Raw genomic sequence first — 23,185 nt, 5'->3', positions numbered from 1 at the left:
GAAAACTTTTTAATCCAACTGACAAACAAAAATAATTCTTCCTTACTATAACAGACATATCCAATTAAAGCAAATTAATCTCCAAAGTTTTTTCTAGACCGTTTCAAATACTTTTTTAACATCTCCCGTGCTGGGCCAAATTGGTGTGCTAAGAGGAGGCTTTTTCTAATACATGCGGAGTTGAACACCTCTCATTAATGCCTCTAGCTAATAGTCATGAAGCTGCTCTGGATACATTGGGTAGGTACAATTCTCAATGATCATCTCCACCCGTTCTCTTGGTGCTAGTCCGCGCAAATCGGCATAACCCTGCTCGACTCTTCAATTGGAATCTCCTCCATCCCCTAATTTTTCTAGATAATATTTAACTAACTCCTGATACTCCTGCACTTCAAGCCTGCCCTTCTCAGTAATCGCATAGGTACCTCTCTTAATCCGTTCAAACCATCCATAATAGTTATTTGTTAAAATGGAGGGAATTTTATCACCTGCACCCAAAATCTTTAAAGCCTTCGGGGATAGAGGTCCCAGTTTATCTAGAAAACAAGCAATTTGAATACAATTTTCTTTGTAGGCCGTCATAATTTTTGTCCGACTGCTTCCCCCTACATTAAAATCAGCACTGCGTCCGCCTATTTCTTTCAAGATAGCATCTCTTTTCAACTTATTTCTCCCGATTGCTATCTTACCAGTATAGGGAGTTGGGTGGATCAGTATATCTGCTTTCGAGCCATTACCTGGAAAGGAAACGACAATTAAGCCTAGCTCTAATCTTTTCACTAGATGACATTTTTCAGCCCATTGCTTAGAATTCAAACGGCCTTTTGGTCTAGGGATTGCTATATATACTTGATTGGTTAATTTTTGTCGTTTTACTGCCTGAATAAGAAGATCGACACTTAAAGTGAGTTTTAATTCAACTATGATCAGCTCATCCTCTTTCACTGCGACGATATCACAGTCCTTCACTTCACCGTAAACCTCATAGCCTTCTCGTAAAAAAAACCTCTGAATCGGTTTATATAAATCTACCTCTTGGAGTTTCTTCTTTTCTTTCATATATATCTCCTAAAACACAGTTTTCTCCTATTATCTTACCATGAAAATGCCATTGAGGATTATCTAATAGCAGGTTAAATCACTACTAACATTTTTTTACAAAGTCTTTATATTTGAAATAGCCTAATCTATCAGAATTATGTTAATATTGTTTAGTCAAACTAAATAGAGAACTTGAACATGTTTCATGGGGGTCTAATATGAACAAGAAATTCGCAGCTAAGCTACATTGGATTGTACCAGGGATTATTATGATAATAGGAATACTCCTATTATTCTATGAAAACTTTTCTGATGTGACTGAACACCCTGCAGATGATTGGAGCAGGGCTCTGACAATAGGAGAAACAGAACTGAATCAACTGCCACCTGTAAAGGTGACGGAAAATGGAGATTTTATTTTCACACGATTTGAAGATGGAAAATTAGCCACTACTACTTTGGGCAAGGATTTCACAGTAAAAAAAGAGAAAACCTACAACATACCGGTAAATAAATGGACGCAGGTTTATCAACAAGAAAATACGATTATCTATTTTGATTTTAAAAATATTTATGACGAAGATAGGAATATGCTCGTCTCCGATGTTGAGAAGTTTTATCCTTTGGAAACGACCACACTTTATGTGAAAGATCATGTGCTTTATCAACTATCACCAGAAACGAAGACTTCTGAAAAATTAATGGAGATTGATTTAGATAAGCTCGATATCATACCTCAAGAGAACGAAGAGGGAGTAAATCTATTGACCTATACATCCGATCCAACAGGAGTCGATGTTACACTGCAGCAGCATGCAAATGGAAAATTGACGACCGTATACCAATCCAGAATAAATGTCGACCCAGGAAAAGCTGTTAATGATATTGCGTTTGCATTGGATGGTCAAACATTAGCACTGTTACTTCAGGAAGAACTTCAATCCACACAAGGCGGGAATCCAGAGTTTTTTAACTATTTTTTACTAACAAGTATTACAAATCCGAATGCGCAAACTCTAAACGAGTTAACCTTTGAAGATCCAGCTGGACAAAACAGCTTGAAGGAAGTTTCTGATGTCGTTCTTACGTTTCGTAATGGGAAACCAACTATTCTTTTTCATGCGAACGGGCAAACACAAACTCAATTCAATGACAGCACGACCTTTAATATCTATTCTGCGGAAATCAGTGAAAGTGGCACCACTAAAACGGAACGACGAAGCAATACACCAGAAATTTCAACCAAACCACAATGGATAAATGAAGAAATCATTGCATGGGTAGATTTAGACGGTGATGACCATAAAATTAAAGTATCATCTTCGGATATTAAAACAGTCGATTCATTAATTAAGTATACACAAGACGATTGGCTTCAGGCACTGGGTAAGACATTTGGTATGATCACTTCATCCTTTTTCGGAATTGCCTTTGCTGTCATTTGGTTTATCTGGCCAATTCTTTTCGTTGTATTTATGTATATCTTTAGAAATCGAATCGCTGATCGCGATCCCGTTTGGTATTTTTATACAGGAATTGGGCTTTACGCTGTAGCAGCACTCATTTGGAAGGATCGATTTTTCTTAGATACCATTTATACGAAAGCACCGAGTTACTTAACCTTTACCGGCAGTTCCTACGTTTACATGATTTTATTTGCGATCATCGCTTTTTGGTTAACAATGCATACTAAAAAAGCAAATGATTGGGCAGGTACGGTAAGAATAAGCTATTTTGTCGGCCTTCACATTTTACTATTAACAATTTTCTTCGGACCTTATATTATCTAATGAAAAAATCCCCATTTTATGAAATGGGGATTTTCCTATCTATGGAACATTCACCTATTATAGAGTTTTAAGCCTTCTCATTTTTTCATCCAGCAGTTGAAAGACTATTTTTACATCTTCCTTAGGCAGCGTGGCATACAAATCACCAATGCTAACTTCATAGTAACAAGTTGTCTTGTTGACTTCGCGTACATAACCGGTTAAGCCAATGCCTGTTTCTTCGTAGATTGCTGCTAGAATCACTTCCATCTCGTCTTTCGGTGCTTCAAAATGGACATGAAACATATTAGAGACTGGTTCCAAGGGCTTGGTCGAAACACGATAACATTGGTTAAAGCATTGGGCAAGTTCTTTTGCTCCTTCGTAGTACTGATTCATGTTTGATAATCGTTGGTCAAAATAATAATCAGCACTTATGATGTACGGATACAGGCTGATTAAATCTCCGCCATGGCGTCTTTTCCAAACCTTTGATTCTTCCGTAAAAGCTTTATCCCCAGCAAGTATCGCCCCTGCAATCCCGCCAATCCCTTTGTAGAAAGAAACATAAACACTATCAAACAGAGCACAGACTTCTGCAGCCGATTTTTGATAATAAGGGAGAATTTCAAATAGTCTTGCTCCGTCTAAATGTAATTTGATCCCCTTTTCCTTGCAGAATGCTGAGATGTCTTCCAATGTTTTGTAGTCAGGAAGCTGGCCGCCAATCTCCCTTTGCGGCAGCTCGAGTAATAAACAAGCGATTTCCTCTTCTAAGCCTAGTACATCTTCCAGCTGAATGACGCTATCTTTATCAGCTAATAAAATCGTTTCAATATGGTGTAATTCCTTCAATCCGTCTTCCTCATGAATCTCCAAATGACTTAATGGATGATATGCGACTTTTTTGATCCCCTTTTGGTCACACCAAATCCGTAAGGCAATTTGCTGTGCCATTGTCCCGCTTGGAAAGAATACAGCGGACTCTTTGCCCAGGTATTTTGCCATTTTTTCTTGGAAGTCGTCGATGACCTTTCCCTTTCCGTACATTTCGCTTTCCATCTCTCCATCGATATTCATTAATGCCTCTTTTAGCACTTGGACATTCCTAGGAAGATGACCAGGCACCTTATACTTTGCCTTTTTATAAGCTTCACCTAAAATATTTATCTCTGACATTGCGATTCTCCCTTCAACACTACTGTCTAATGGTATTTTATACTAAAACATGCGAAAAAGGACATCATCTACTAGATGACGCCCAAATATTCTTTTGTCCTATTTATTGAACTGTTTCTTTTACAAAATCGACTTCAAATCCTAAATCTTTCAGCATTTGGTGATCTGCGGTCGTTTCTTGTCCTGAAGTTGTTAAGTAATCTCCTACAAAAATAGAATTTGCTGCATATAATCCAAGTGGCTGTAAACTTCCTAAATTAACTTCACGTCCACCTGAAATTCTGATTTCTTTCGTTGGATTCACATACCGCATAAGAGCTAAAACCTTTAAACAGTACCTAGGATTCAATTCCTTAGTACCTTCAAGCGGGGTACCATCTATTGCATGTAGAAAATTGACGGGTATGGAATCGGCGTCTAAAACTCTTAGACTCATCGCCACGTTCACTACGTCTTCCTTCTTTTCCTTCATGCCGACTATTACTCCTGAACATGGAGATATTCCAGCTTCTTTAATTAGCTCAACTGTATTCACTCGATCCTGATAGGTGTGTGAAGTCGTGATGGAGTCATGGTGATTTTCTGAGGTGTTAAGGTTATGATTGTAGCGATCGACACCAGCTTCTTTCAGCATGGCGGCTTGTTCTGGTTTTAAAATTCCAAGGCAGGCACAAATCTTCAATTGATATTTGTCCTTTATTTCCTTTACTGCTGAAACAACTTGGTCTACTTCATGATTACTAGGACCACGGCCGCTCGCTACTATGCAAAACGTACCAGCCTGAAGCTGGTAGGCTTGTTCTGCTCCTTTAAGGATGGTATCTTTATCTACCATTCGATATTTTTCAATCGGTGCACTAGAAATACTAGATTGCGAACAATAGCCACAATTCTCAGGACATAGACCTGATTTTGTGTTAATTAACATATTAAGCTTTACCTTATTTCCATAATAATGATGGCGAATGACGTAGGCTCCTTGCAACACTTCTAGTAATTCCATATCGGAGGAATTCAGAATCTCCAATGCTTCCTCTTTTGAAATAACATGACCATTTAGCACCTCAAACGCTAATTCCTTCCACTTACTCATCCAATCCCTCCATCACTTAACTCGCTTTATTAACATTCCTAAATTGACTTTTTGACAAGGTTCGTTTTAAGCGATGTCCCATCACACCTGCTAAAATGGCTAGAATAATATCCTTTGGCAGCGGAACGACCATCCATAACCAAGCCAACTTGTATGTAAAACCCTCTGGTGCTGCAGCCCAAATTTTATATGCGGCGTACATCCAGTTCGTACCAAAAACATAATTAATGGCCATGCCCACAAGTGCAGCAAACGCGAATACCCCAACTGTATTTTTCATTTTTTCAATTAAGTAACCCGTTATATAAGCTGTAAAAACATAAGAAACAATAAAACCGAATGTAGGCTTCAAGAAAGTCCCAAATCCGCCGCCAAATTGAGCAAATACAGGTACTCCCACTAAACCAACGAACATATAAACCATCATTGCAATCGCACCCAATCTACTGCCAAGTACCACGCCTGCTAATATTGCAAAAAATGTCTGAAGCGTAATCGGTACTCCCCCTACGACCATAAATGGAACAATCGAAGTAATATTAGCCCCAACAGCCATTAGCGCAACAAACATTGCCGCTGCCGTTAGTTCAGTTGTTTTAAGTTTCATAAACATCCCCCTAAAATAATTCTATAAATTAAGAATAATCGGTGCAATAATTTATGTCAACTTGTTTTATGCATTAGTTTACATATAAAAAGTTCATCAACTGTAATCTTTACTAAACGTTCTATGTCCGCCGCTGCTAAACAGCAACAAATTCCACCTTGTTTCATACTATAAAGTGGGTATTCGACTAGATGAATGGATTAGAATTTTTTTGTTTTTAAAGGAGATGAGATGCACGGTATGACGATTAGAAAAGCAACTTACGAGGAGACTCGAAGTATCTTAAATTACCATTTAGAGGTATTAAAAGAAGCCACTATGGGTTATGTTAAACCAAGTCGCGAAAAAGCGATAGAAATGATGACTCCTTTTTTAACTGGTGGCGGTTATTACCTTGTAAGAGTTAAAAATAATGTTATTCAAGGCTGGATTGGGTTAGGGCAAATTGTCGATCAAAATACAGATGAAACGGTCGGTTTTATTAATGAAATGTATGTACTTCCACCCTATCGTAAACAGGGTGCAGCTGAGAAACTATGTAAGGCTGCTTTCATACAGTTACGAGCTGAAGGTCATAAACAAGTCCAACTAAATGTTTATGCTGGAAACCATGCGAAACACCTATATGAAAAGCTTGGATTTACAGATATTTCCACTCTAATGACAAAGAACTTAGATTAATAGTATTCACAGTAAGCAAAAAAGTGGTCGTCAGAAAAAAACTGAAGACCACGTCCTTACAAATTATCTATGCTTTAAAATGTTGTACGACCTTCCCTTTACCGTCCTCTACTTCTAGTTCACCATATGCTCCGTTGACAAATGTGATTTGTGGCGGTATATGTCCGCAATCGACATCATAAATAATCGGGATTTGGAGCTCATTGGACAAGTCTTGGTAAACATCCACAATCGTATAGTTCTCCACTGGTTCATTGGCAGGACTACGGCCAAATAGGATACAGGATGTATTCTCAAACCAGCCTGCTAATTTCATTTGTACTAACGTCCTTCGTAAATCCGTTGTTTTTAACTCACAATTCTCTAGATACCACATAATAGGTTCATCGTTGATATATTTTTCCCTGAAACTTTTCACGTCACCATACGGGGTACCGATCAAATGTCGGATGACGTCGATACATCCTCCAAGCAAACGCCCTTCTGCTTTAACCTTTTTACCCGAAACAGTCTTCCAATAAGTCGGTTCTGTTAAATGGAATACACAAGGAGACGGGTTATCATGCTGCCATTCTTTTTGATATTTTCCAGAAGAATGCTGGATAATTGAGTCTCCGGCTTTTGTTGATAATACACTTAGCCACATGGCAGTTGTTTCATCGGAGTACTCGCCTCTTAAATCGATTAAGTTCGTTCCATTTGCTGTTGCAATACCGGTCTTTAACGTGATTGCTAGCAACAATACACTTGTATCAGAGTAACCCAGTACCCACTTGTTCTTGAGATTATCAAAATCAATCTCTTCTAAAATCTCAATAAGCAGCTCCCCGCCCCACGGTGGAATGATGAGGTCAATCTCTTCATTCTTCATCATCTCATTAAACTCTTGGGCACGCTTCGCTGCCTCTGCTGATTTTGCTTTGTCCTGGGTCCAAACCGTTTCTCCGCAAATGACATGAAAGCCTCTTGCTTTTAATCGACTAGATGAACTCTTCACCAGTTCGTGCAATTCTTCTTCAACTCCAGAAGAAGGAGCCGTCACTCCAATTGTTGCGTTATTTTTTAAAATCGGATATGTAATCATCTTGAATCCTCCCCTTAAAATAGAATTTATTACCATTATTCTACTTTGTTTAGGGGAAGAGGACTAGCTTAATTTGTAGGATTCTTTATGGAAAGATGCCATATACTTAAGACAGTCTTCTCCTTTTATTGGTGTTGCAGGCTTACCCTTAAGATAAAGGACCATTGCCATATAGTGTTGGGGACCCCATTTGTAACAATGTTTATAGTCATCTAACAGGTGAAACCCACATTTTTCCCAGAAATGAATTCTTGCATGATTCTCAGGTATGTCATCACATTCTACTTCAACTAATATTCTCTTGTATTGCGGCTCCGATTTAGCCCATTCTTTTATATAATCAAAAAATTCCTTTCCAATACCATGACCACGCAAGTTCTTACGTACCGCCAAATAATCCAACAGCAGTACACTCGAACCTGGCATCGAACCTGTAAGTGCCATTGCCAGAACCTCATCGTTCTCCATTAACACATGAAGTGCACTAAGCCCTCTGGCAAACATATTTCGGATAATCTTTTCTGGCTTGGTGGCATGTTCACCGAAAGCAACGTTATAAATATCTCTGGTTTTTCGCCAAAGAACTTCGTCCCATTGTTGGGTTGTGATAAATTCCATGATTGTGCGTTCCTTTATTTTGAAGTTTTTACTGATCTTTTTAGCATTCTACTAGCAAGTTGCTGTCGTCGCTCCATATACCATTGAAAAAACCATATGGATGTCGCAAGCCAAAAACCACTGGCAAAATAACCACCAATGATATCACTAGGATAGTGGACTCCTAAATAAATCCTGCTAACACCAATCATGATTATAAAAAAGGAGCTAAAGAGAAGGAGCAAGATACGTCCACCTCGATTAAAGATATGCCTCCACAATAGAAAGGTTAGGATCCCATATACAGTAAAGGCATTCATGGCATGACCACTCGGGAAACTATAGCCGCCAATTTCAATCAGCCGATGTAAATCTGGACGTGCGCGTTGGAAGATTTCTTTCAACAATGTATTTAGAATGGGTGTTCCAACAACAACTCCAATAAATAATAGTAATTCCAGTCGATGGTGCAGAACCTTATATAAAAAAAAGATAATAAAAAGGCATAAAATCACAACGATTTTAGTTGAACCAATTTCGGTAAAGAACTTCATTATAGATGTTATGTATGGCGCTTCCTGCGATTGAACAGCACCAATAACAGTACGATCAAAATCAACCAACTTATCTGCCCTCATCAAAATCGCCACTAAACAAAAAAACATCAGTGAAAATAAACTAAAAACAAACACACGCGTAACCTGAAACCTAACATTCATGTCATTAACCCCTTCATAACCGATAACCATATAATTTCCCATTTTCTACAATCCTAATAATTCTACCACACAAAAAAGGGCATCAAATATACAAAAACCGCTGCATAAGCAGCGATTTTTGTATATTTGGTGCCTGTCACCGTAAATGTCAACATCAAGCAAATTTCTCGTATAAGGTTGTTTCTTGTTTGACTTGCATGATTTGTTGTGATTTTATTTCGTTTCTTCTGTTCATTTCAAATACCTTCAAATGTTCAGAACGTATATTATTTTCCATTAATGCTTTGGTTAAGATTGGTGCTAGGATATGGGCGTCTTTCATTCCACAATTTATTCCGATTGCACCCGTTGGTGTCATGGTATGTGCAGCGTCCCCAATGAGGACTAATCCGTCCTCTACCCATGTTTCGCAGCGTGAGCTTTGTACCTTTAAACAAACAAAGTCACTCCAAGACTGAAGGTGTTCTCTCACACCATCTTCTAGCTGTGGAAAACTTTCAATCAATGGTTCAAGAAACGGCTGGATTGAACCTTTTCTTAATGTAGGAAAAGATCCTTCTGGTATATTCCAGCCGATTTGAATCAATCCTCCCGTTTGGCTAAACAATGCCAGCTGATGACCATTAACCAGTGCCATTCTTGTTGTCGGTTCCCATCCTTCTGGAGCTGGAATTTTTGCCCACAGGACATCATATCCGTGTGTCATTTCGATTGTTGGTATTTTTGCAAGCTTCCTAACAGTAGAATAACGACCATCTGCCCCTATTGTCACTTTGCTTGAAATCGTAATTTCTTCGCCATTTTGGATGGCTTTAACACCTGTATAGATTCCCTGGTCATCCTGAATTAATTCTTTAACGGTTGTATTAAATAATAGTTGGAATTGATTATTGTGTTCTGACTCTTGAATGATGGCATTTAATAAATGTGCTTGTGGTACATGGATTCCAACGTGATCTTCATGGACACCTGGAGAAATACTCTTCACCATATTTCTACCAGAATAGTATTCTACTTTTTTCATTTTGAGGATACCGAGCTCTTCTATTTTCTCAAATAATTTGTGTTCTTTTAAGATGGCTTCTGTTTCGGCATTAATATGCTCTCCCCTGAATTGCCTATTCACTCCAGCAGATCGTTCTATTACGATAGTTGATACACCGTTTTTAGCTAATAAATGTCCGAGTAATGTCCCTGCAGGTCCGGCGCCAACGATACAAACATCTGCTTGTAAGTTCATTTTACCCACCTTCTACTTTTATTAAATTTTTCTATATATTAATGTATTTTTGGACTAAATATTTGGTTTTAAAAAGTTTCATGATAAGAAAAAAAGTTAAGTATAGAGTAACAAAATTATTAAAAACGGTCAATGATTTCTTTACCGTAACTATTACCAATGTCCTATATAACCCAACCTGATTGATATGCGAATCAAGTATTTTAAATTATTTGTAAATTTTACGTCAAAATGTTTGAGTTTTTTTAAAGAGGAGGTTAATGAATGTTAAGAAATGGAAAATTGAATCTATTTCCTCTAAAAAGCTTGTATGATAATCCTGTAGTACAAATAGCAAAGCATTCAAGGAGGAATTTTGAGATGAAAAGTTTCAAGACTTGGTTAGTTGCTACGATGTCTGTTTTAATGTTGCTTGGAGTTGCCACTGGTTGTGCTGATACTGGAAATGATGAAACAGAAACAGAAGAAACAGAGCAGAATGAAAAAGGTACTGAGGAAGGTACAGAAAATACAGAGGAATGAGCATAATAAAAAAATACTTAATATCTAACATGAAACAAGGCGGCCGACTGCCGTCTTGTTTTGTCATTATTTATGTCTAATTAGAACATTGAGTCTTAAAATATTTCTTCTTCCATTTTTCAACTTATCTCTAAATGATGAAACAATGATAGAACTGCCCAGCCAGAACAGGAGCCCAAGAACAATACTTAATGTCCAGTTGCCGCTGCCTTGTAGTACGGTCCATACCGTCGCCACACACACCACACCGCCAATCATACCAAAAACAGACCCATTTGCAATCTTGGCTGCATTTTTTGAACCAGAAGCAATCCCCACCATTAACACCGCTGTAATCATCACTGCTGGAAATGCTGCAAAGATTCCGGCTAAGATTTTCCACGGAGAAATAACCGTTATCAAATAGCTTACCATTACGGCAGCACCGCCAAGAATAAAGCGGATTAGTAAATCTTTATACATATATAGCACCCTTCCCTTATGAGTATGTTGTAATCATCACAACCGCCATGGATAAAACCAGCCAAAATCCCATTGCTTGTAGAAGTCCGCGTTTCCATCCTTGTCTCGGAAGCAGATATCCAGCAAGAATTGCGACCATAATATTAATTCCCATGCCGACTATGGCACCTTTCGATAATAGAATGGAATGGGCTACTAGTTCATCACCACTAAAGTCCAAGCCCACTGTCAATAAAGCCGCTAAATACACGGCTGGAAATGCTGCAAAGATTCCTCCAGCCTTTTCACCTAAATTTCTAGCAACTAATGTCGAAACAACTACAGCTGTGCCTCCTAAAATAAATCTTATTAGTAATGCACTTATCGATAGGTCTCCCATGGTGATTCACCTCTGTTATTTTTGAAGATACTTTAATTTATGTGAACTATTTCACATAAATCTAACATAAATTTATTTTACCTCATTTTCATGCATTCACATGTGAACATTTCTTTACTATTTTTAAAGCGTTCTCATATTGAGTTTTTTAGAATACCTTTAAAAAATAAAAAAACCCTAAATTAGGGTTTTAGTTGAATCTACATTAATAACCTTTTTTTGTATTAACAATATTTTTAAGTGGCCTGTTTTCATCAATGTTCTTAAGGGTTTCGAGGAAACAAGCTGCCCCCTCACTTGGGGTCGTAACGGCAGAGATATGTGGAGTGATTTGAACCCTTGGGTGATCCCATAACGGATTGCTTTTTGGTAGCGGTTCTTGTTCAAATACATCCAGTACAGCAAAACTAACTGTGCTGTCATTCAGTGCCAGTAGCAGTGCTTCCTCGTCTACAGAAGCACCTCTCCCTACATTTATAAATCCCGCATTGGAAAGTTGATTAAAGATGGCACTATTAAATAATTTCTCTGTTCTTTCCGTCAATGGCAATGTATTAATCACATAATTCATTTCATTTAAAACAGAAAAATGAGAATCAACCTTCAAAACCTCTTTAAAACCAGCTTTTTTCTTCCCACTCAAAGATACACCGTACACGTCAACTCCTAATCCGGAAAAAACTGTCGCAATCATTTGACCGATTTCACCTGTTCCATACACAAGTACTTTTTGTTCTCCTATTAATTTCGGTGTAGACTGAACCCAATTTTTCTGCTGCTGTTGCTCTTTAAAGCGGTCATGAAGCTGTAAATCTTTTAGGATGTAACTCAAGCAATATTCTGCAATCCTTTGTCCAAAAGAACAAATCGTTCTTGTTAAAAGAATTTCTTGATTCCAATCTTTCTTATGTAAAAAACGATCAACGCCTGCGCCTAACGAGTGAACCCATTTCACAGAACTGTAATCATATTCCGCTTTTAAATTAAAAGAGACCAGTGCGTCTGCCCAGCTTAAATCTTCCTGTGATAGCTCTTCCTCCGGCATAAAACGGAAAGTCTTATCTGGGGCATTCTTTTCAATTAACGCTTGAAGTTCTCTAAACATCGGACTGACTAGTAAAATATTCTTTATTTTCATTTTCTTCCCCTCTCCCTCATTAAACTTACTCTTTTGGTACGTCGAGCGCTTGGTATGCTGTCTGATATCTCCCGCCGTCTGCTACTTCTGAATGATATAAAGCCTTAAGAGCAAAGTTTTTCTCAAGATCATGTTCGTTAATCAACTCTTTTAAATGCACCTGTAATTCTTTATTTTCTTTTACTAACTGCTTCATTTGTGATTTAAAATACTTCATTCGCTGTAAATCTCCTCTTTTATGATTAAAAATAGGGACGATAAAATCGTCCCAGTCTTGATCGATTATTTTAATGCCTTACTCACTTTCAGTTTCTTTCCTTTGACAGTTGTGTGTTCCATGGCTTGCAGGACTAGTGAACCTTTGCCGTTAAGAATATCTACATAGGTTAAGTTGTCCTGGATAGTAATAATTCCAATGTCATTTGCTGAAACTCCTGGAATATTGGAAATGGTACCCACAAAATCCACCGCGCGTAATTTTTTCTTTTTGCCGCCGCTAAAGTGGAGCTTGGTAATATCCTTGTTAATTCGAGCTGTCTTATTGTTTCTGACTACTCTTCGTCCGCTAAGCTTTTCTTCAAATGCTGCTTTTCCACTCGCAACCTCATCTTGAGTCGGAGTGTCGATTGGAGGAATTTCAAAGCCAATATATCTTTCAATTGCTTTTAAGAATTTCCCTTCAAATGGTGTTACGAAGGTAATGGCTTTTCCCTTATTTCCAGCCCGGCCTGTTCGACCAGTCCTGTGAACATAGCTCTCTTTTTCCATCGGAACATCATAATTAATAATCAACGTCACATTATCAATATCGATGCCCCTGGCAGCCACATCCGTTGCTACTAAATAGCGAAAATTACCCAATTTAAATCCATCCATGACACCAAACCTGTCCTCTTGTTCAAGCCCGCCATGTAATCTTTCACAGGAATAATTGGCTTTTTCCAATTCAGTATAGACATCCTCTACATTTTCTTTTGTTCGGCAAAAAATGATACAGCTATCAGGATTTTCAACGACTGTTATATCCTTCAGCACAGAAATCTTATCTTCATCCTTTACCTCGATAACACCATGTTCAATTGTATTCGTTGTCACACCTGTAGCAGCAATCTCAATATGAATCGGATCTTTCATATATTTATGGCAAAGGTTTTCAACATCCTTCGGCAGAGTTGCAGAAAAGACCATGGTTACCCTATTCTCAGGAAGTTCTTTAATGATCGCTTCAACTTCGTCAATAAAGCCCATATTTAGCATTTCGTCTGCTTCATCGATGATTAAATAGTTAATTTTATCTAATTCGAGAGTTCCTCTTTCAATATGATCGATGGTCCGACCAGGAGTACCCACCACTACATGCGTTTTTTGCTTTAATTCTTCCTTTTGTTTCGAAAAAGGTTCTTTCCCATAAACCGCCATCGCCTTGATCCGTTTAAACCGGCCAATATTCGTTATATCGTCACGAACCTGGACAGCCAGTTCACGAGTCGGTGTAAGGATTAACGTCTGAGGTTTTTTCTCCTCCCACTCCATCATCTCGCAAATTGGTATCGCAAAGGAAGCTGTCTTGCCGCTGCCTGTTTGTGATTTTACAACTAAATCTTGCTTCTTTAATGCCTTAGGTATAACTTCTGTTTGCACTTCTGTGGGATTCTCGTATTTTAGCACCGTAAGCGCCCTTCTTATTTCCTCGCTTAACGAATAATCCTCAAACTTTTTTTCACTCATGCAGCAACCTCATTTTTAATTATTATCCAACTTCTATATAGGATTTCTCCGAAAGAAATATCATATGCAAAATCTGAATATGTTCATTATACTTGAAATAAACCAGTTATCGACTTTTTATTTCAATGTATTGTTACACAACAGCTTTACAACACTAAAGAGAAACGGTACAGTAATTTAATAAGCTGCCTTATGGGTATAGTCATCTCCTACAATTAAAAAACAGAAAAGTCCAAATTTTTCTCGAAAATCTGTTATAATGGAAATATCCTGCTATAAGGATATTATAGATCACTCACTGGACAGCAATTTCATACATCTTTGGATCTCTTTTTTTAATTTACTATATTTTTTCAGGAGGTAATCTATGTATAAAATCAAAGATAAGGAAAAGCTTTTCATTTACACTGGACCCGATGGCTCTGGGAGAAAAACGATTGCCAAAATGGTCGCGACCGCGTTTGATATGGAAACTGTCCTCTCTTACACGACTCGTCCTCCCCGTCATTACGAGCAAGATGGCGTAGACTACCATTTTGTTTCGGAAGATGAATTCAACAAGTTGAAAGACAACGATGAATTCCTTGAAAGCGTAGACATCGATGGAATTCATTACGGAATCCGCGAAGAGGATATCGTTAAAGCTTTTGAAAATCATAATCTTGTCTATTTAACATTAAATCCAGAAGGCACTGAAAAATTAAAAAGCATGTATGGTGACAAAGTCATGCGCTTTTTCATTTTTGCTGACCGTGACACGGTTATTGCAAGACATGAGGCACGAAAGGATACAGAAGAGGATATTCATAGGCACTTAGCACACTATGATGAAATCATGGCTTATAAAACTGAATGCGAGCATGTTTTTGAAAACTATGATTCACCGCAGGTATCTTTTCAAGTGAGTGAAGTCATTGAGGCTTTCCTTGACAGAAATCGAATTGTGACTGATTACTAAAAAAGGGTCCAGTTGATAGGATGTTATCCTGTCATTGGACCTTTTTCATGTTTACTAGCCCAACTACAGAAAACAGCTTGAAATCGTCGCAAGTACCGTGTATAATTAAGTGTTGAAAACATTATTTAGGGGGAACTCTTTTTGTCGATCGAAGTAGGCAGCAAAGTACAAGGTAAAGTAACGGGTATTACTAATTTTGGAGCGTTCGTAGAATTACCAGGTGGCACAACGGGTCTTGTGCACATCAGTGAAGTAGCTGATAGCTATGTGAAAGACGTAAATGATCATCTTAAAGTAGGAGATCAGGTTGAAGTTAAGGTAATTAGTGAGAAAGACGGTAAAACTGCCTTGTCTATTAAAAAAGCTATTGATAAGCCAGAAGGTCAAACTTCTTCTTATTCCCAGCGTCCACAACGCCAAGGAAGAGATAACAGGCAATCAAAAGACTTCCGTTCAAAAGGCGGCAATTTTAAGCCAAAAGAGAACTTTGAAGATAAAATGGCGAAATTTTTAAAAGCTAGTGAAGAAAATTTATCCAGCTTAAAACGTAACACTGAAACGAAACGTGGCGGACGTGGCGGAAGACGCGGATAATTATAGATAAAGAATGCATGCCAACACGGGCATGCCTTCTTTTACTTTAAGGAATATTTCTTGTATATACTCCCCTAATTCTTTGCCAAATCTCTTCGATTGGCTACTAATGGCGGCTGCTCTAACCATTCGTTCTGAATCATAAGATTGGCCCCATCCTCAGATAATTTCAGAACCTCTACATTAAACCGTGAATAATCAACCACTAAATCTGTTCTCTGACTCTCCGAAATTGCGATCCCATAGTTTCCTACTCCGGCATAGATCATCAAATTAAAGTGAAACAACATTAATTTATCAGAAAACGGTGATTCAGTGGAATCTGTTACTTCCTGTTCAAATCCCATCGGAATGGATAGTGAATCCATTTCCAAATAGCTGCTTAACACCTTAATATGTTTTAAGGATACATCTTTTCCTCTTAAAAAATATTTTCGGACCTTATTGGACTTGGCCACTTGGCTAAAAGCCATTGCGATTGCGACACCTAGCCGATTGGTTAGAACGTTTGCATATAGATTGGTTACCTCCGTGCCCGTAAGTGCTTCCCTTCTTCCCAACCCTTCTAAGATAAAGGACTGTTTATGGACAAACTCTAATTTTTGTGGATATGGAATTACAGGCGGACGCATGGCCAGTCCTTTTTCTAATAAAATCATCGCTGCATTTGAATCCAGTTCCAGCGTATCTGTTAAACATTCAGCATAAAAAGAACGAATATCCTGGCGATAGACATTTTGTAATACTCTTCCATAAGTTACTAAACCACCCTTAGACATGTTCCGAATATACCTTAGGTAAAAAATATCTGAAAATAACCGTTTAGCTATTAAATTTACATCTTGTTCGGTAAACCCTTGTGGAACCTGAATTTGTTCCTTTGTAAATATCTCACGAATGAACTCAACATGTTTTTCAGACAATTGTAAAGCGTAAGTGGTAAGGGATTTAATATCTTTGTCATCGATATGTACTAGAAAATATTTCAAAACGCAGACGGACATACTATCAGCAAGATAGCTTGTCCATAAATAGGACAATTCAGATGCGGTTAACTTGATATGGTCGAGGTTTTTATCCATAAAAATTTCCTCCTATTATCTTCAAGCATAATATTTCCAGAATAGGAGGAAATTATTTATGGTATTGGTTCCATTTACACAACGATTTCATTAATAGATTTATTAACAGCCCGCCGGAATGTCCAAATGATGTCTGTTAACATGTCTGTTTCCACCTTTATTTCTTTTATGTCCCAATATAATTCATTTTTACGATGATAATAGAAAATGCCATCCTTCGATTTCATGATTGTCAGGATTCCTTTCGGATTTTCTGTTTCCATTGTAAGAAAATGTTTTTCTCCGTCCCAATTTGCAAATGCTTCGAAAATGTTTAGAAAGACCTGGACTTCCCTTCTACTCTCCAGCACAACATCCACTCCCCTTTTTTAAAAATAAAAAATGATGAGTCCTCCACATTCGTTACCCTTCCAATCGAGTAGTGTTTTGATTATAGTCAATGAAACAGGCAGCCTTCCATCATCCTGTGAGAAAGACAAACATGATTTTGATTTTTTCCGTTAGAACTATAGCTACCATCATTATAGAGCCAAAGATTGGACGATTTTAAATAGATTATCTTTGGTAAATAAGATTGTTACAGTATTGGATAACTTTCTAATTTTTCGGGCCAATTCGTGCCTGATTGTTACCGTAATCATAGTCCACACATAATTTCAGGCACAATCCAATTAGTATAAAAAAAGATAAGGCTGTCCAAGAGTCTAGTAGACTTTTGAACAGCCTTTTATTTTGTCTTATTTCTTGTTTAACTCATCTAATAGAGGAAAAAGTTCTTCTAGGTGTTGAATTTCATAGGTTGGAATAACTTCATTTCTTTCTTTATTATGGCGGTTAATCCAAACGGATTTAATTCCTGCACGATTGGCACCGAGAATATCAGTCATTAAGTTATCCCCCACCATTAGTATCTCATCCTTCTCTAATCCCATAAGTGACAAGGCGTGCTCAAATATCGTCGGATCGGGCTTCCCTCGTCCAAACGCACCTGAAATGACAATCTGGTCAAAATAGGGAACAAGTTCTGGTGTAATCGATAGTTTCGTATTCTGCAAATCCGGGGAACCATTTGTCAAAAGAAGCAATTGGTACTTCCCTTTTAATGAATCTAGAATGGTAAATGTTTCCTCATATACGAACGGTAAGTTCCTGCGCTCCTGAGGAAACCTTTCTGCTAACTCATAACTAAAATCAGGATCATCTATTCCCAATGCCTTCAATCCTGCCGTCCAAGTATCTTTTCGATAGCCAGGTACAATTTCTTTCATTTTCCGAAAGTCATCCTGTTCATCTAAAAAATTCCCCCATAAGCCTTCAAACGGATTAATTCCAATCATTTGTGTAAATGAATAGGTCTCATAGGAGGAGTAGAGATCCCTTGCCGCCTCACGAACTGCTTCTTCTAGTTCATTTGCGTCTACCCCACAACGTTCCTCCGCTATTTTACAAGTCGCAACAAATGCTTCCTTAATACTTTTTTGATCCCAAAGCAGTGTATCATCTAAGTCGAAAAAAATTGCTTTTATCATTTCTTAAGCCTCACCTTTCACACAAATATATTTTACTAGTTTACCATTATTTAAATTAAATGAATATTCTTTCACAAAATTAATTTAAAATGTTTTCGGCTGCCATTATCAAGCACCTCTGTAGCAAAGGATCTCCTACTTCTTAAATATTTTAAGCTGCAGTATATACTTTTTTATTGTATAAATTAATTCAACATATTCCTTTTTCTTTTCTCATAAAATGGACAAGGGAGAGGTAGTCCAAAGGGGGAATGAAAGTGGAAATCACGACTATACATTTGAGGATCCATTTCTACTAGTTATGAAAAAAACATTGTTGACTTATTTTTGTTTATTATTAGGAGCAACCCTACAGGGTATTGCGATGTCTGTATTTTTATTTCCACATTCCATCCCATCTGGCGGCGGTGCCGGCCTTGCCATCCTAATCAATCATTTTTTCCATCTATCCCTTGGGTTTTCTTTATGGCTGGCAAATGCTGTCTTTTTATTATTTGCGCTTCCTTATTTTGGATTTACTTGGACCTTTCGCACGATTATTTCAGTCGCTATTACCGCTATGACGGTAGGTTACATAACCTCACACTATCCTCACCCACATATTAATATTTTCATATGTATTGTGGCTGGAAGTGTTATTTTTGGCTTTGGAGTCGGCTTATTGATTCGTGCCGGTGCCTCTAGTGGCGGTATGGTCATTCCATCGTTAATGATTGCCAATTACAAACAGTGGACACCTGGCAAAGTCATGATGGGAATTAACCTGATTATCTTTTTACTAACGGCTGTGGTAATTGATATAAACATCGTTTTATATGCAATTATTTGCCAATTTTTCTCCACCAATATTATTGATTCTATCTATGATCTAAAACTCCATAAGATAAGGATATTAACCGCAAACTGGAGAAAAAGATAAGAAGATCCCTTATAGAATCTTCTTATCTTTTAGGTAATTTATTATTATCTCAACCGATTGAGCAATGGACGTATTATCAGTGTCAATGACGATCTCAGGTAGATTAGGTTTCTCATACGGTGAAGAAATCCCTGTAAATTCCGGAATTTCTCCCTTCCTTGCCTTTTTATATAACCCCTTTGGATCCCTATTTTCACAAACTTCAATCGGACAATTCACAAAAATCTCAACAAATTCCCCTGACTCAAACATCTGACGAACAAGTTCTCTATCCTCTCTAAATGGAGAAATAAAGGCTGATGAAACGATTATGCCGCTGTCAACAAATAGCTTTGCCACTTCCCCAATTCTCCGGATATTTTCTTTTCGGTCTACCGGACGAAAACTTAAATCACGATTTAATCCATGACGAATATTATCACCATCTAAGACATAGCTTCTAAATCCCTCATGAAATAAAGCGTAATCTACGGCATTTGCTAAAGTGGATTTCCCTGACCCTGATAAACCCGTAAACCAAAGGACACAACTTTTATGCCCATTCCTATCATGGCGTTCTTTTTTGCTTACACTCGAGTGGTGCCAAGTGATGTTTTGACTATTTTTCATGTTCCACACCCTTTATTTCCTTTGTGTAAACATGCTGCATGCCTTGAATAAGAATTTCAATTACCTCCGGTCGACTGAATTCCTTAGGCGGATGCACGCCGTTTTTTAACATCGCTCTTACCTTTGTACCGGACAGGACGACATGATCTCGTGAATCATGTGGACAGGTTTTCTCAGAAGCCATATTTTCGCACTTTTTACAATAAAAGCTATGTTCAAAGAATAGTGGTTTTATTCCTAAATCGGCTTCGGTAAATTCACTAAAGATTTTCTGAGCATCATATGTGCCATAATAGTTTCCTACCCCAGCATGGTCTCTCCCTACAATAAAATGAGTACATCCGAAGTTTTTGCGGACGATAGCGTGAAAAATAGCTTCTCTTGGTCCTGCATAACGCATGGCAGCAGGGAATACAGACAGGAAAACCCGATCTTTTGGGTAGTAATGTTCAAGTAATACCTGATAACTTTTCATCCTAATATCACTTGGGATATCATCTGCCTTTGTCTCTCCTACAAGGGGATTTAAGAAAAGACCATCGACTGTCTCTAAAGCGGTTTTTTGAATATATTCATGTGCCCGGTGAACTGGATTTCTAGTTTGGAACCCCACTACTGTCTTCCAGCCAAGATTCCTAAATTTATCCCTTGTTTGAATAGGATCTAGATAAAAACGTTCAAATTCACTATTATTGATCCTTCTAACCATCGTGATAGGGCCTGCTACATAGAGTTCATCCCTCGCAAACAGTTTTTTTACACCTGGATGCTGCAAATCTGTTGTTTTATAAACCATTTCTGCCTCTAAGATTTTATCAGGAATGTAGATTTCCTCCACATTCATGACGCCATAAATGACCTCATCTTTTATAAGGTTAATGGTTTCCCCAACCTTAAGTTCGATTGCCTTATTTTTATCAATCGCTAATGTAATCGGCAGCGACCACGGAAGTCCGTTAGAGAGCCTCATATTATTTACAACTGACTCATAATCGGCTTTTCCCATGAAGCCTTCTAAAGGGCTATAGGCACCATTTGCAATCAATTCCAAATCACTTAATTCTAAATTATCTAGTGATACCGATTTCCGTGAAAAGTCTGTAGGTAGATTTAAATTTATCCTATTTATTAATTTGCCACCATGTGGCACACTTTCACTCATGATACTTCCCTCCAAAATCCTACTAAACTATGAAAACAGCTGTCAATTAGCAGCCTGTTATGATTCATGAAGCCCGCATTCTGTTTTTGCTAAACCAGCCCACCTTCCCGCGCGCGAATCTTTTGGGTTTGTAACAGGTTTTGTACAAGGTGCACAACCGATACTTGGGTAGCCTTTGTCATGCAGTGGATTATACGGCAGCTTATTTAGTTGAATATACGTCATGATATCTTCTGAGGACCAATGAATAAGAGGACATATTTTTATTTTTTGAAATTTATCATCTTTATTGATATATTCCGTTTTGCTCCTTGTAGGGGATTGTTCTCGTCTTAAACCGGAGATCCATGCCTTTGCACCCGCTAAGGCCTCCTGAAGGGGAACCACCTTTCTCATATGACAGCAAAGATTAGGATTATGTTTCCATAATTCATCACCATACCATTTTGCTTGGTCCTCCAAGGAATTCTTCGGTTTTATCATGTTGATTTGTAAAGAAGGGTAACGATTCTTAACCTTTTCAATTAATTCATATGTCTCTGTAAAATGTAGTCCTGTATCAAGGAAAATAATTTTCGCTTTTTTATTTACCTTCGAAATTAAATCGATTAGGACGATACCCTCTACACCAAAGCTGCAGGCATAGACAATTTCGTCTTGATATTCTTGAAAAGCCCACTTTAATACATCCAAATAATCTGGCTGACTCTCCCTAAAGGAGGTAATTTGTTTTTCATCCCATTTATCATACGTTAACAATCCGGGGACCCCCATTCCTCTCTATCCCTTAGGTTTCAATGCTCAACGTGATACAGGCATTATTCACCACTTCAATCTTATTCATCTGGTTAATGTCGCCGTAATTGGCATAAGAAATCATCGCTCGTATCCAAGAGCCATGACCAAACGCGAGGATATTTGTATATTTTTGATATTTATCTATAAACATGACAATCCGTTTTTCTAAATTCTTTAAACTCTCACCTAACACCAATTCTCTTGGATTTTCAAACCATACCTCTCCATATTTTTCAATCAACTTCTGCTTCGGAACTCCTTCAAATGGTCCAAAATCCAATTCATCCAGTAATGCCTCTATTTCATACTTATATCCATAGAGATTGGCTGTTTGGTGGGTTCTTTGCAATGTACTTGCTAAAACAAGATCAAAGGGTGCTAACTTTTGAAGAACTTTTTGATTGTCCTCAATTCCATCTATAAGTTCATCTGAAACCTGTGATAGTTCGATATCCTGCCTCCCCTGAAGCCATGTTTGTTTATTCCATTCCGTTGGAAGGTGTCGAATTACAGTGATTTGCATTCATCTTCCTCCACATAAAAAGTTTCACTCCGCAGTCCGCGGCGTTGGGTTTCTAATACTAAAACATCCTGAAGTTTCACATTGCCTAAATTAACGTTTGGTCCCACTTCTCTAATAAAATACATTTGATGTTTGGCTGTTGGCGCCTCAAAGATGATCTTTTTGCTGTCGATATCTTTTATTAATTCCTGAATCAAACTGGATTTAATGCTGCCGGATTTTTCATAAATGCCAGATGTTCCTGAATCTCGCCCTTCTGTTATTACATAATCACAACCTGCCTGTAATAAAAGGTTTATTTCTTCCTTCCAGTCACAGATGTCCATATCCTTATTAGAATCCTTTGAGCCAACCTCAGCTATTACATGAAAATCCTTTTTTATTTCCGAAATCATTTGGAGGCGTTCTTCTATTGGAATATCAAGCGTCCCGTTGGAAATCTCAATCCAGTCAATCCCTAATTCACGTAAATGCCTTAAATATTCAGGAACTTTATTTTGATAAAAACATTTTTCAAATAGTGTTCCTCCACAATAAGGCTTTATCTGATACTCTTTATAAAGTTCAATTTTTTTCCTAAGGTTTGGGGTCACATAAGCTGACCCAATTCCTATCTTAGCTATATCAATGAGATATCCATAGTCATCTAAAATATGTTTTAATTCACCTATTGGGGTGCCGAAATCGATCACCGAGGTCAATCCGTATGTTCTATTTCCTGACGTCCTTTCTGGCAGTATTAAAAAATCCATACATAAAGCGCCTCCTCTAT

General features: G+C 37.8%; 27 protein-coding genes and 1 pseudogene. 6 read left to right on the top strand and 22 right to left on the bottom strand.

All coding sequences use genetic code 11. The features are described from left to right. Positions 1 to 148: 148 nt before the first annotated feature. Positions 149 to 315, bottom strand: a pseudogene (locus QFZ31_RS00360) (acetyl-CoA hydrolase); the annotation flags it as partial. A 6-nt stretch (positions 316 to 321) separates the two neighbouring features. Next, positions 322 to 1,059: a DUF2161 domain-containing phosphodiesterase gene (locus QFZ31_RS00355; RefSeq protein WP_307299869.1), complete on the bottom strand. Its 738-nt coding sequence runs from the start codon at positions 1,057 to 1,059 to the stop codon at positions 322 to 324. Between the two features lie 200 nt (positions 1,060 to 1,259). On the opposite strand from QFZ31_RS00355, the gene QFZ31_RS00350 reads away from it, so the two are divergent. Beyond that, positions 1,260 to 2,831 carry a hypothetical protein gene (locus QFZ31_RS00350; RefSeq protein ID WP_307299867.1) on the top strand — a complete coding sequence of 524 codons (1,572 nt, stop codon included), beginning with the start codon at positions 1,260 to 1,262 and terminating at the stop codon, positions 2,829 to 2,831. A gap of 57 nt (positions 2,832 to 2,888) precedes the next feature. Here the strand turns inward: QFZ31_RS00350 and QFZ31_RS00345 are convergent, their stop codons facing one another. The 3 genes from QFZ31_RS00345 to QFZ31_RS00335 form a co-directional block, all read right to left on the bottom strand. Then, the gene (locus QFZ31_RS00345) at positions 2,889 to 3,989 is read right to left on the bottom strand and encodes a threonine aldolase family protein (RefSeq protein WP_307299865.1); all 1,101 of its coding nucleotides are present in this window, start codon (positions 3,987 to 3,989) and stop codon (positions 2,889 to 2,891) included. 103 nt (positions 3,990 to 4,092) lie between these two features. After that, a complete protein-coding gene (gene bioB, locus QFZ31_RS00340) occupies positions 4,093 to 5,082 on the bottom strand; it encodes a biotin synthase BioB (RefSeq protein ID WP_307299862.1) in 990 nt (329 codons plus the stop codon). A gap of 16 nt (positions 5,083 to 5,098) precedes the next feature. After that, the gene (locus tag QFZ31_RS00335) at positions 5,099 to 5,695 is read right to left on the bottom strand and encodes a biotin transporter BioY (RefSeq protein WP_307299859.1); all 597 of its coding nucleotides are present in this window, start codon (positions 5,693 to 5,695) and stop codon (positions 5,099 to 5,101) included. A gap of 234 nt (positions 5,696 to 5,929) precedes the next feature. Between QFZ31_RS00335 and QFZ31_RS00330 the strand changes: the two genes are divergently transcribed. After that, positions 5,930 to 6,370: a GNAT family N-acetyltransferase gene (locus QFZ31_RS00330; RefSeq protein WP_307299856.1), complete on the top strand. Its 441-nt coding sequence runs from the start codon at positions 5,930 to 5,932 to the stop codon at positions 6,368 to 6,370. Positions 6,371 to 6,437: 67 nt separating this feature from the next. On the opposite strand, the gene QFZ31_RS00325 is transcribed toward QFZ31_RS00330, so the two are convergent. The 4 genes from QFZ31_RS00325 to QFZ31_RS00310 all read right to left on the bottom strand — a co-directional run bounded on the left by QFZ31_RS00325 (position 6,438) and on the right by QFZ31_RS00310 (position 10,010). Next, entirely contained in the window at positions 6,438 to 7,454 is a 1,017-nt protein-coding gene (locus QFZ31_RS00325) for a S66 peptidase family protein (protein WP_307299854.1), read from the bottom strand. Positions 7,455 to 7,517: 63 nt separating this feature from the next. Next, positions 7,518 to 8,072 carry a GNAT family N-acetyltransferase gene (locus QFZ31_RS00320; protein ID WP_307299852.1) on the bottom strand — a complete coding sequence of 185 codons (555 nt, stop codon included), beginning with the start codon at positions 8,070 to 8,072 and terminating at the stop codon, positions 7,518 to 7,520. A gap of 14 nt (positions 8,073 to 8,086) precedes the next feature. Continuing rightward, positions 8,087 to 8,812: a phosphatase PAP2 family protein gene (locus tag QFZ31_RS00315; RefSeq protein ID WP_307299849.1), complete on the bottom strand. Its 726-nt coding sequence runs from the start codon at positions 8,810 to 8,812 to the stop codon at positions 8,087 to 8,089. 112 nt (positions 8,813 to 8,924) lie between these two features. After that, a complete protein-coding gene (locus tag QFZ31_RS00310; RefSeq protein WP_307299845.1) occupies positions 8,925 to 10,010 on the bottom strand; it encodes an FAD-dependent monooxygenase in 1,086 nt (361 codons plus the stop codon). A gap of 360 nt (positions 10,011 to 10,370) precedes the next feature. Between QFZ31_RS00310 and QFZ31_RS00305 the strand changes: the two genes are divergently transcribed. Further along, on the top strand, positions 10,371 to 10,532 hold the full coding sequence (locus QFZ31_RS00305; protein WP_307299842.1) for a hypothetical protein: 162 nt from the start codon (positions 10,371 to 10,373) through the stop codon (positions 10,530 to 10,532). A gap of 66 nt (positions 10,533 to 10,598) precedes the next feature. Here QFZ31_RS00305 and QFZ31_RS00300 read toward each other — a convergent pair whose 3' ends face one another. The 5 genes from QFZ31_RS00300 to QFZ31_RS00280 form a co-directional block, all read right to left on the bottom strand. Continuing rightward, complete coding sequence (locus QFZ31_RS00300) at positions 10,599 to 10,994, bottom strand: DUF3147 family protein (RefSeq protein ID WP_307299841.1); 396 nt, start codon at positions 10,992 to 10,994, stop codon at positions 10,599 to 10,601. 16 nt (positions 10,995 to 11,010) lie between these two features. Next, positions 11,011 to 11,373, bottom strand: coding sequence for a DUF3147 family protein (locus QFZ31_RS00295; RefSeq protein ID WP_307299838.1), 363 nt, complete (start codon positions 11,371 to 11,373; stop codon positions 11,011 to 11,013). 205 nt (positions 11,374 to 11,578) lie between these two features. Next, positions 11,579 to 12,511, bottom strand: coding sequence for a D-2-hydroxyacid dehydrogenase (locus tag QFZ31_RS00290; protein ID WP_307299835.1), 933 nt, complete (start codon positions 12,509 to 12,511; stop codon positions 11,579 to 11,581). Positions 12,512 to 12,536: 25 nt separating this feature from the next. Further along, positions 12,537 to 12,728 carry a hypothetical protein gene (locus QFZ31_RS00285; protein ID WP_307299833.1) on the bottom strand — a complete coding sequence of 64 codons (192 nt, stop codon included), beginning with the start codon at positions 12,726 to 12,728 and terminating at the stop codon, positions 12,537 to 12,539. Between the two features lie 65 nt (positions 12,729 to 12,793). Further along, positions 12,794 to 14,239 (bottom strand): DEAD/DEAH box helicase, encoded by a 1,446-nt coding sequence (locus tag QFZ31_RS00280; protein WP_307299831.1) that lies wholly within the window; start codon positions 14,237 to 14,239, stop codon positions 12,794 to 12,796. A 367-nt stretch (positions 14,240 to 14,606) separates the two neighbouring features. Between QFZ31_RS00280 and QFZ31_RS00275 the strand changes: the two genes are divergently transcribed. Further along, positions 14,607 to 15,197, top strand: a complete 591-nt coding sequence (locus tag QFZ31_RS00275) for a guanylate kinase (RefSeq protein WP_307299829.1) — start codon at positions 14,607 to 14,609, stop codon at positions 15,195 to 15,197. Between the two features lie 141 nt (positions 15,198 to 15,338). Continuing rightward, on the top strand, positions 15,339 to 15,791 hold the full coding sequence (locus QFZ31_RS00270; RefSeq protein ID WP_063251682.1) for a S1 domain-containing RNA-binding protein: 453 nt from the start codon (positions 15,339 to 15,341) through the stop codon (positions 15,789 to 15,791). 74 nt (positions 15,792 to 15,865) lie between these two features. Here QFZ31_RS00270 and QFZ31_RS00265 read toward each other — a convergent pair whose 3' ends face one another. From QFZ31_RS00265 to QFZ31_RS00255, 3 genes are all read right to left on the bottom strand, one after another. Then, positions 15,866 to 16,873 carry a DUF3231 family protein gene (locus tag QFZ31_RS00265; protein ID WP_307299826.1) on the bottom strand — a complete coding sequence of 336 codons (1,008 nt, stop codon included), beginning with the start codon at positions 16,871 to 16,873 and terminating at the stop codon, positions 15,866 to 15,868. 74 nt (positions 16,874 to 16,947) lie between these two features. Next, on the bottom strand, positions 16,948 to 17,223 hold the full coding sequence (locus tag QFZ31_RS00260; RefSeq protein ID WP_307299824.1) for a hypothetical protein: 276 nt from the start codon (positions 17,221 to 17,223) through the stop codon (positions 16,948 to 16,950). A 387-nt stretch (positions 17,224 to 17,610) separates the two neighbouring features. Then, positions 17,611 to 18,402 carry an HAD family hydrolase gene (locus QFZ31_RS00255; protein ID WP_307299823.1) on the bottom strand — a complete coding sequence of 264 codons (792 nt, stop codon included), beginning with the start codon at positions 18,400 to 18,402 and terminating at the stop codon, positions 17,611 to 17,613. A 364-nt stretch (positions 18,403 to 18,766) separates the two neighbouring features. Here QFZ31_RS00255 and QFZ31_RS00250 point away from each other — a divergent pair, with 364 nt between their 5' ends. Continuing rightward, positions 18,767 to 19,321: a YitT family protein gene (locus QFZ31_RS00250; RefSeq protein ID WP_373459807.1), complete on the top strand. Its 555-nt coding sequence runs from the start codon at positions 18,767 to 18,769 to the stop codon at positions 19,319 to 19,321. 9 nt (positions 19,322 to 19,330) lie between these two features. On the opposite strand, the gene cysC is transcribed toward QFZ31_RS00250, so the two are convergent. Genes cysC through QFZ31_RS00225 form a run of 5 tightly spaced genes read right to left on the bottom strand, consistent with a single transcriptional unit; the run spans position 19,331 to position 23,165 of the window. Further along, positions 19,331 to 19,930 (bottom strand): adenylyl-sulfate kinase, encoded by a 600-nt coding sequence (gene cysC, locus QFZ31_RS00245; protein ID WP_307299821.1) that lies wholly within the window; start codon positions 19,928 to 19,930, stop codon positions 19,331 to 19,333. Further along, a complete protein-coding gene (gene sat, locus QFZ31_RS00240) occupies positions 19,920 to 21,092 on the bottom strand; it encodes a sulfate adenylyltransferase (protein ID WP_307299820.1) in 1,173 nt (390 codons plus the stop codon). Before sat ends, cysC begins: the two co-directional genes overlap by 11 nt. 57 nt (positions 21,093 to 21,149) lie before the next feature. Further along, complete coding sequence (locus QFZ31_RS00235; protein ID WP_307299819.1) at positions 21,150 to 21,851, bottom strand: phosphoadenylyl-sulfate reductase; 702 nt, start codon at positions 21,849 to 21,851, stop codon at positions 21,150 to 21,152. Positions 21,852 to 21,879: 28 nt separating this feature from the next. Further along, positions 21,880 to 22,413 (bottom strand): histidine phosphatase family protein, encoded by a 534-nt coding sequence (locus QFZ31_RS00230; RefSeq protein ID WP_307299817.1) that lies wholly within the window; start codon positions 22,411 to 22,413, stop codon positions 21,880 to 21,882. Next, positions 22,398 to 23,165: a phosphosulfolactate synthase gene (locus tag QFZ31_RS00225; RefSeq protein WP_307299815.1), complete on the bottom strand. Its 768-nt coding sequence runs from the start codon at positions 23,163 to 23,165 to the stop codon at positions 22,398 to 22,400. Before QFZ31_RS00225 ends, QFZ31_RS00230 begins: the two co-directional genes overlap by 16 nt. Between the last annotated feature and the right edge of the window lie 20 nt (positions 23,166 to 23,185).

The organism is Neobacillus niacini, assembly GCF_030817595.1.
Lineage (GTDB): Bacteria > Bacillota > Bacilli > Bacillales > Cytobacillaceae > Neobacillus > Neobacillus niacini_G.
This window is presented reverse-complemented; position numbering and strand designations above follow the sequence as displayed.

Excerpts from the sequence above, each read along its gene's own strand:
- QFZ31_RS00305 (WP_307299842.1), top strand. The coding sequence starts at position 10,371 with ATGAAAAGTTTCAAGACTTGGTTAGTTGCTACGATGTCTGTTTTAATG.
- QFZ31_RS00290 (WP_307299835.1), bottom strand. The coding sequence starts at position 12,511 with ATGAAAATAAAGAATATTTTACTAGTCAGTCCGATGTTTAGAGAACTT.
- QFZ31_RS00280 (WP_307299831.1), bottom strand. The coding sequence starts at position 14,239 with ATGAGTGAAAAAAAGTTTGAGGATTATTCGTTAAGCGAGGAAATAAGA.
- QFZ31_RS00330 (WP_307299856.1), top strand. The coding sequence starts at position 5,930 with ATGACGATTAGAAAAGCAACTTACGAGGAGACTCGAAGTATCTTAAAT.
- QFZ31_RS00310 (WP_307299845.1), bottom strand. The coding sequence starts at position 10,010 with ATGAACTTACAAGCAGATGTTTGTATCGTTGGCGCCGGACCTGCAGGG.
- QFZ31_RS00335 (WP_307299859.1), bottom strand. The coding sequence starts at position 5,695 with ATGTTTATGAAACTTAAAACAACTGAACTAACGGCAGCGGCAATGTTT.
- bioB (WP_307299862.1), bottom strand. The coding sequence starts at position 5,082 with ATGAGTAAGTGGAAGGAATTAGCGTTTGAGGTGCTAAATGGTCATGTT.
- sat (WP_307299820.1), bottom strand. The coding sequence starts at position 21,092 with ATGAGTGAAAGTGTGCCACATGGTGGCAAATTAATAAATAGGATAAAT.
- QFZ31_RS00320 (WP_307299852.1), bottom strand. The coding sequence starts at position 8,072 with ATGGAATTTATCACAACCCAACAATGGGACGAAGTTCTTTGGCGAAAA.
- QFZ31_RS00265 (WP_307299826.1), bottom strand. The coding sequence starts at position 16,873 with ATGGATAAAAACCTCGACCATATCAAGTTAACCGCATCTGAATTGTCC.
- QFZ31_RS00285 (WP_307299833.1), bottom strand. The coding sequence starts at position 12,728 with ATGAAGTATTTTAAATCACAAATGAAGCAGTTAGTAAAAGAAAATAAA.
- QFZ31_RS00275 (WP_307299829.1), top strand. The coding sequence starts at position 14,607 with ATGTATAAAATCAAAGATAAGGAAAAGCTTTTCATTTACACTGGACCC.
- cysC (WP_307299821.1), bottom strand. The coding sequence starts at position 19,930 with ATGAAAAATAGTCAAAACATCACTTGGCACCACTCGAGTGTAAGCAAA.
- QFZ31_RS00295 (WP_307299838.1), bottom strand. The coding sequence starts at position 11,373 with ATGGGAGACCTATCGATAAGTGCATTACTAATAAGATTTATTTTAGGA.
- QFZ31_RS00300 (WP_307299841.1), bottom strand. The coding sequence starts at position 10,994 with ATGTATAAAGATTTACTAATCCGCTTTATTCTTGGCGGTGCTGCCGTA.
- QFZ31_RS00355 (WP_307299869.1), bottom strand. The coding sequence starts at position 1,059 with ATGAAAGAAAAGAAGAAACTCCAAGAGGTAGATTTATATAAACCGATT.
- QFZ31_RS00315 (WP_307299849.1), bottom strand. The coding sequence starts at position 8,812 with ATGGGAAATTATATGGTTATCGGTTATGAAGGGGTTAATGACATGAAT.
- QFZ31_RS00250 (WP_373459807.1), top strand. The coding sequence starts at position 18,767 with ATGTCTGTATTTTTATTTCCACATTCCATCCCATCTGGCGGCGGTGCC.
- QFZ31_RS00225 (WP_307299815.1), bottom strand. The coding sequence starts at position 23,165 with ATGGATTTTTTAATACTGCCAGAAAGGACGTCAGGAAATAGAACATAC.
- QFZ31_RS00255 (WP_307299823.1), bottom strand. The coding sequence starts at position 18,402 with ATGATAAAAGCAATTTTTTTCGACTTAGATGATACACTGCTTTGGGAT.
- QFZ31_RS00325 (WP_307299854.1), bottom strand. The coding sequence starts at position 7,454 with ATGATTACATATCCGATTTTAAAAAATAACGCAACAATTGGAGTGACG.
- QFZ31_RS00345 (WP_307299865.1), bottom strand. The coding sequence starts at position 3,989 with ATGTCAGAGATAAATATTTTAGGTGAAGCTTATAAAAAGGCAAAGTAT.
- QFZ31_RS00350 (WP_307299867.1), top strand. The coding sequence starts at position 1,260 with ATGAACAAGAAATTCGCAGCTAAGCTACATTGGATTGTACCAGGGATT.
- QFZ31_RS00230 (WP_307299817.1), bottom strand. The coding sequence starts at position 22,413 with ATGCAAATCACTGTAATTCGACACCTTCCAACGGAATGGAATAAACAA.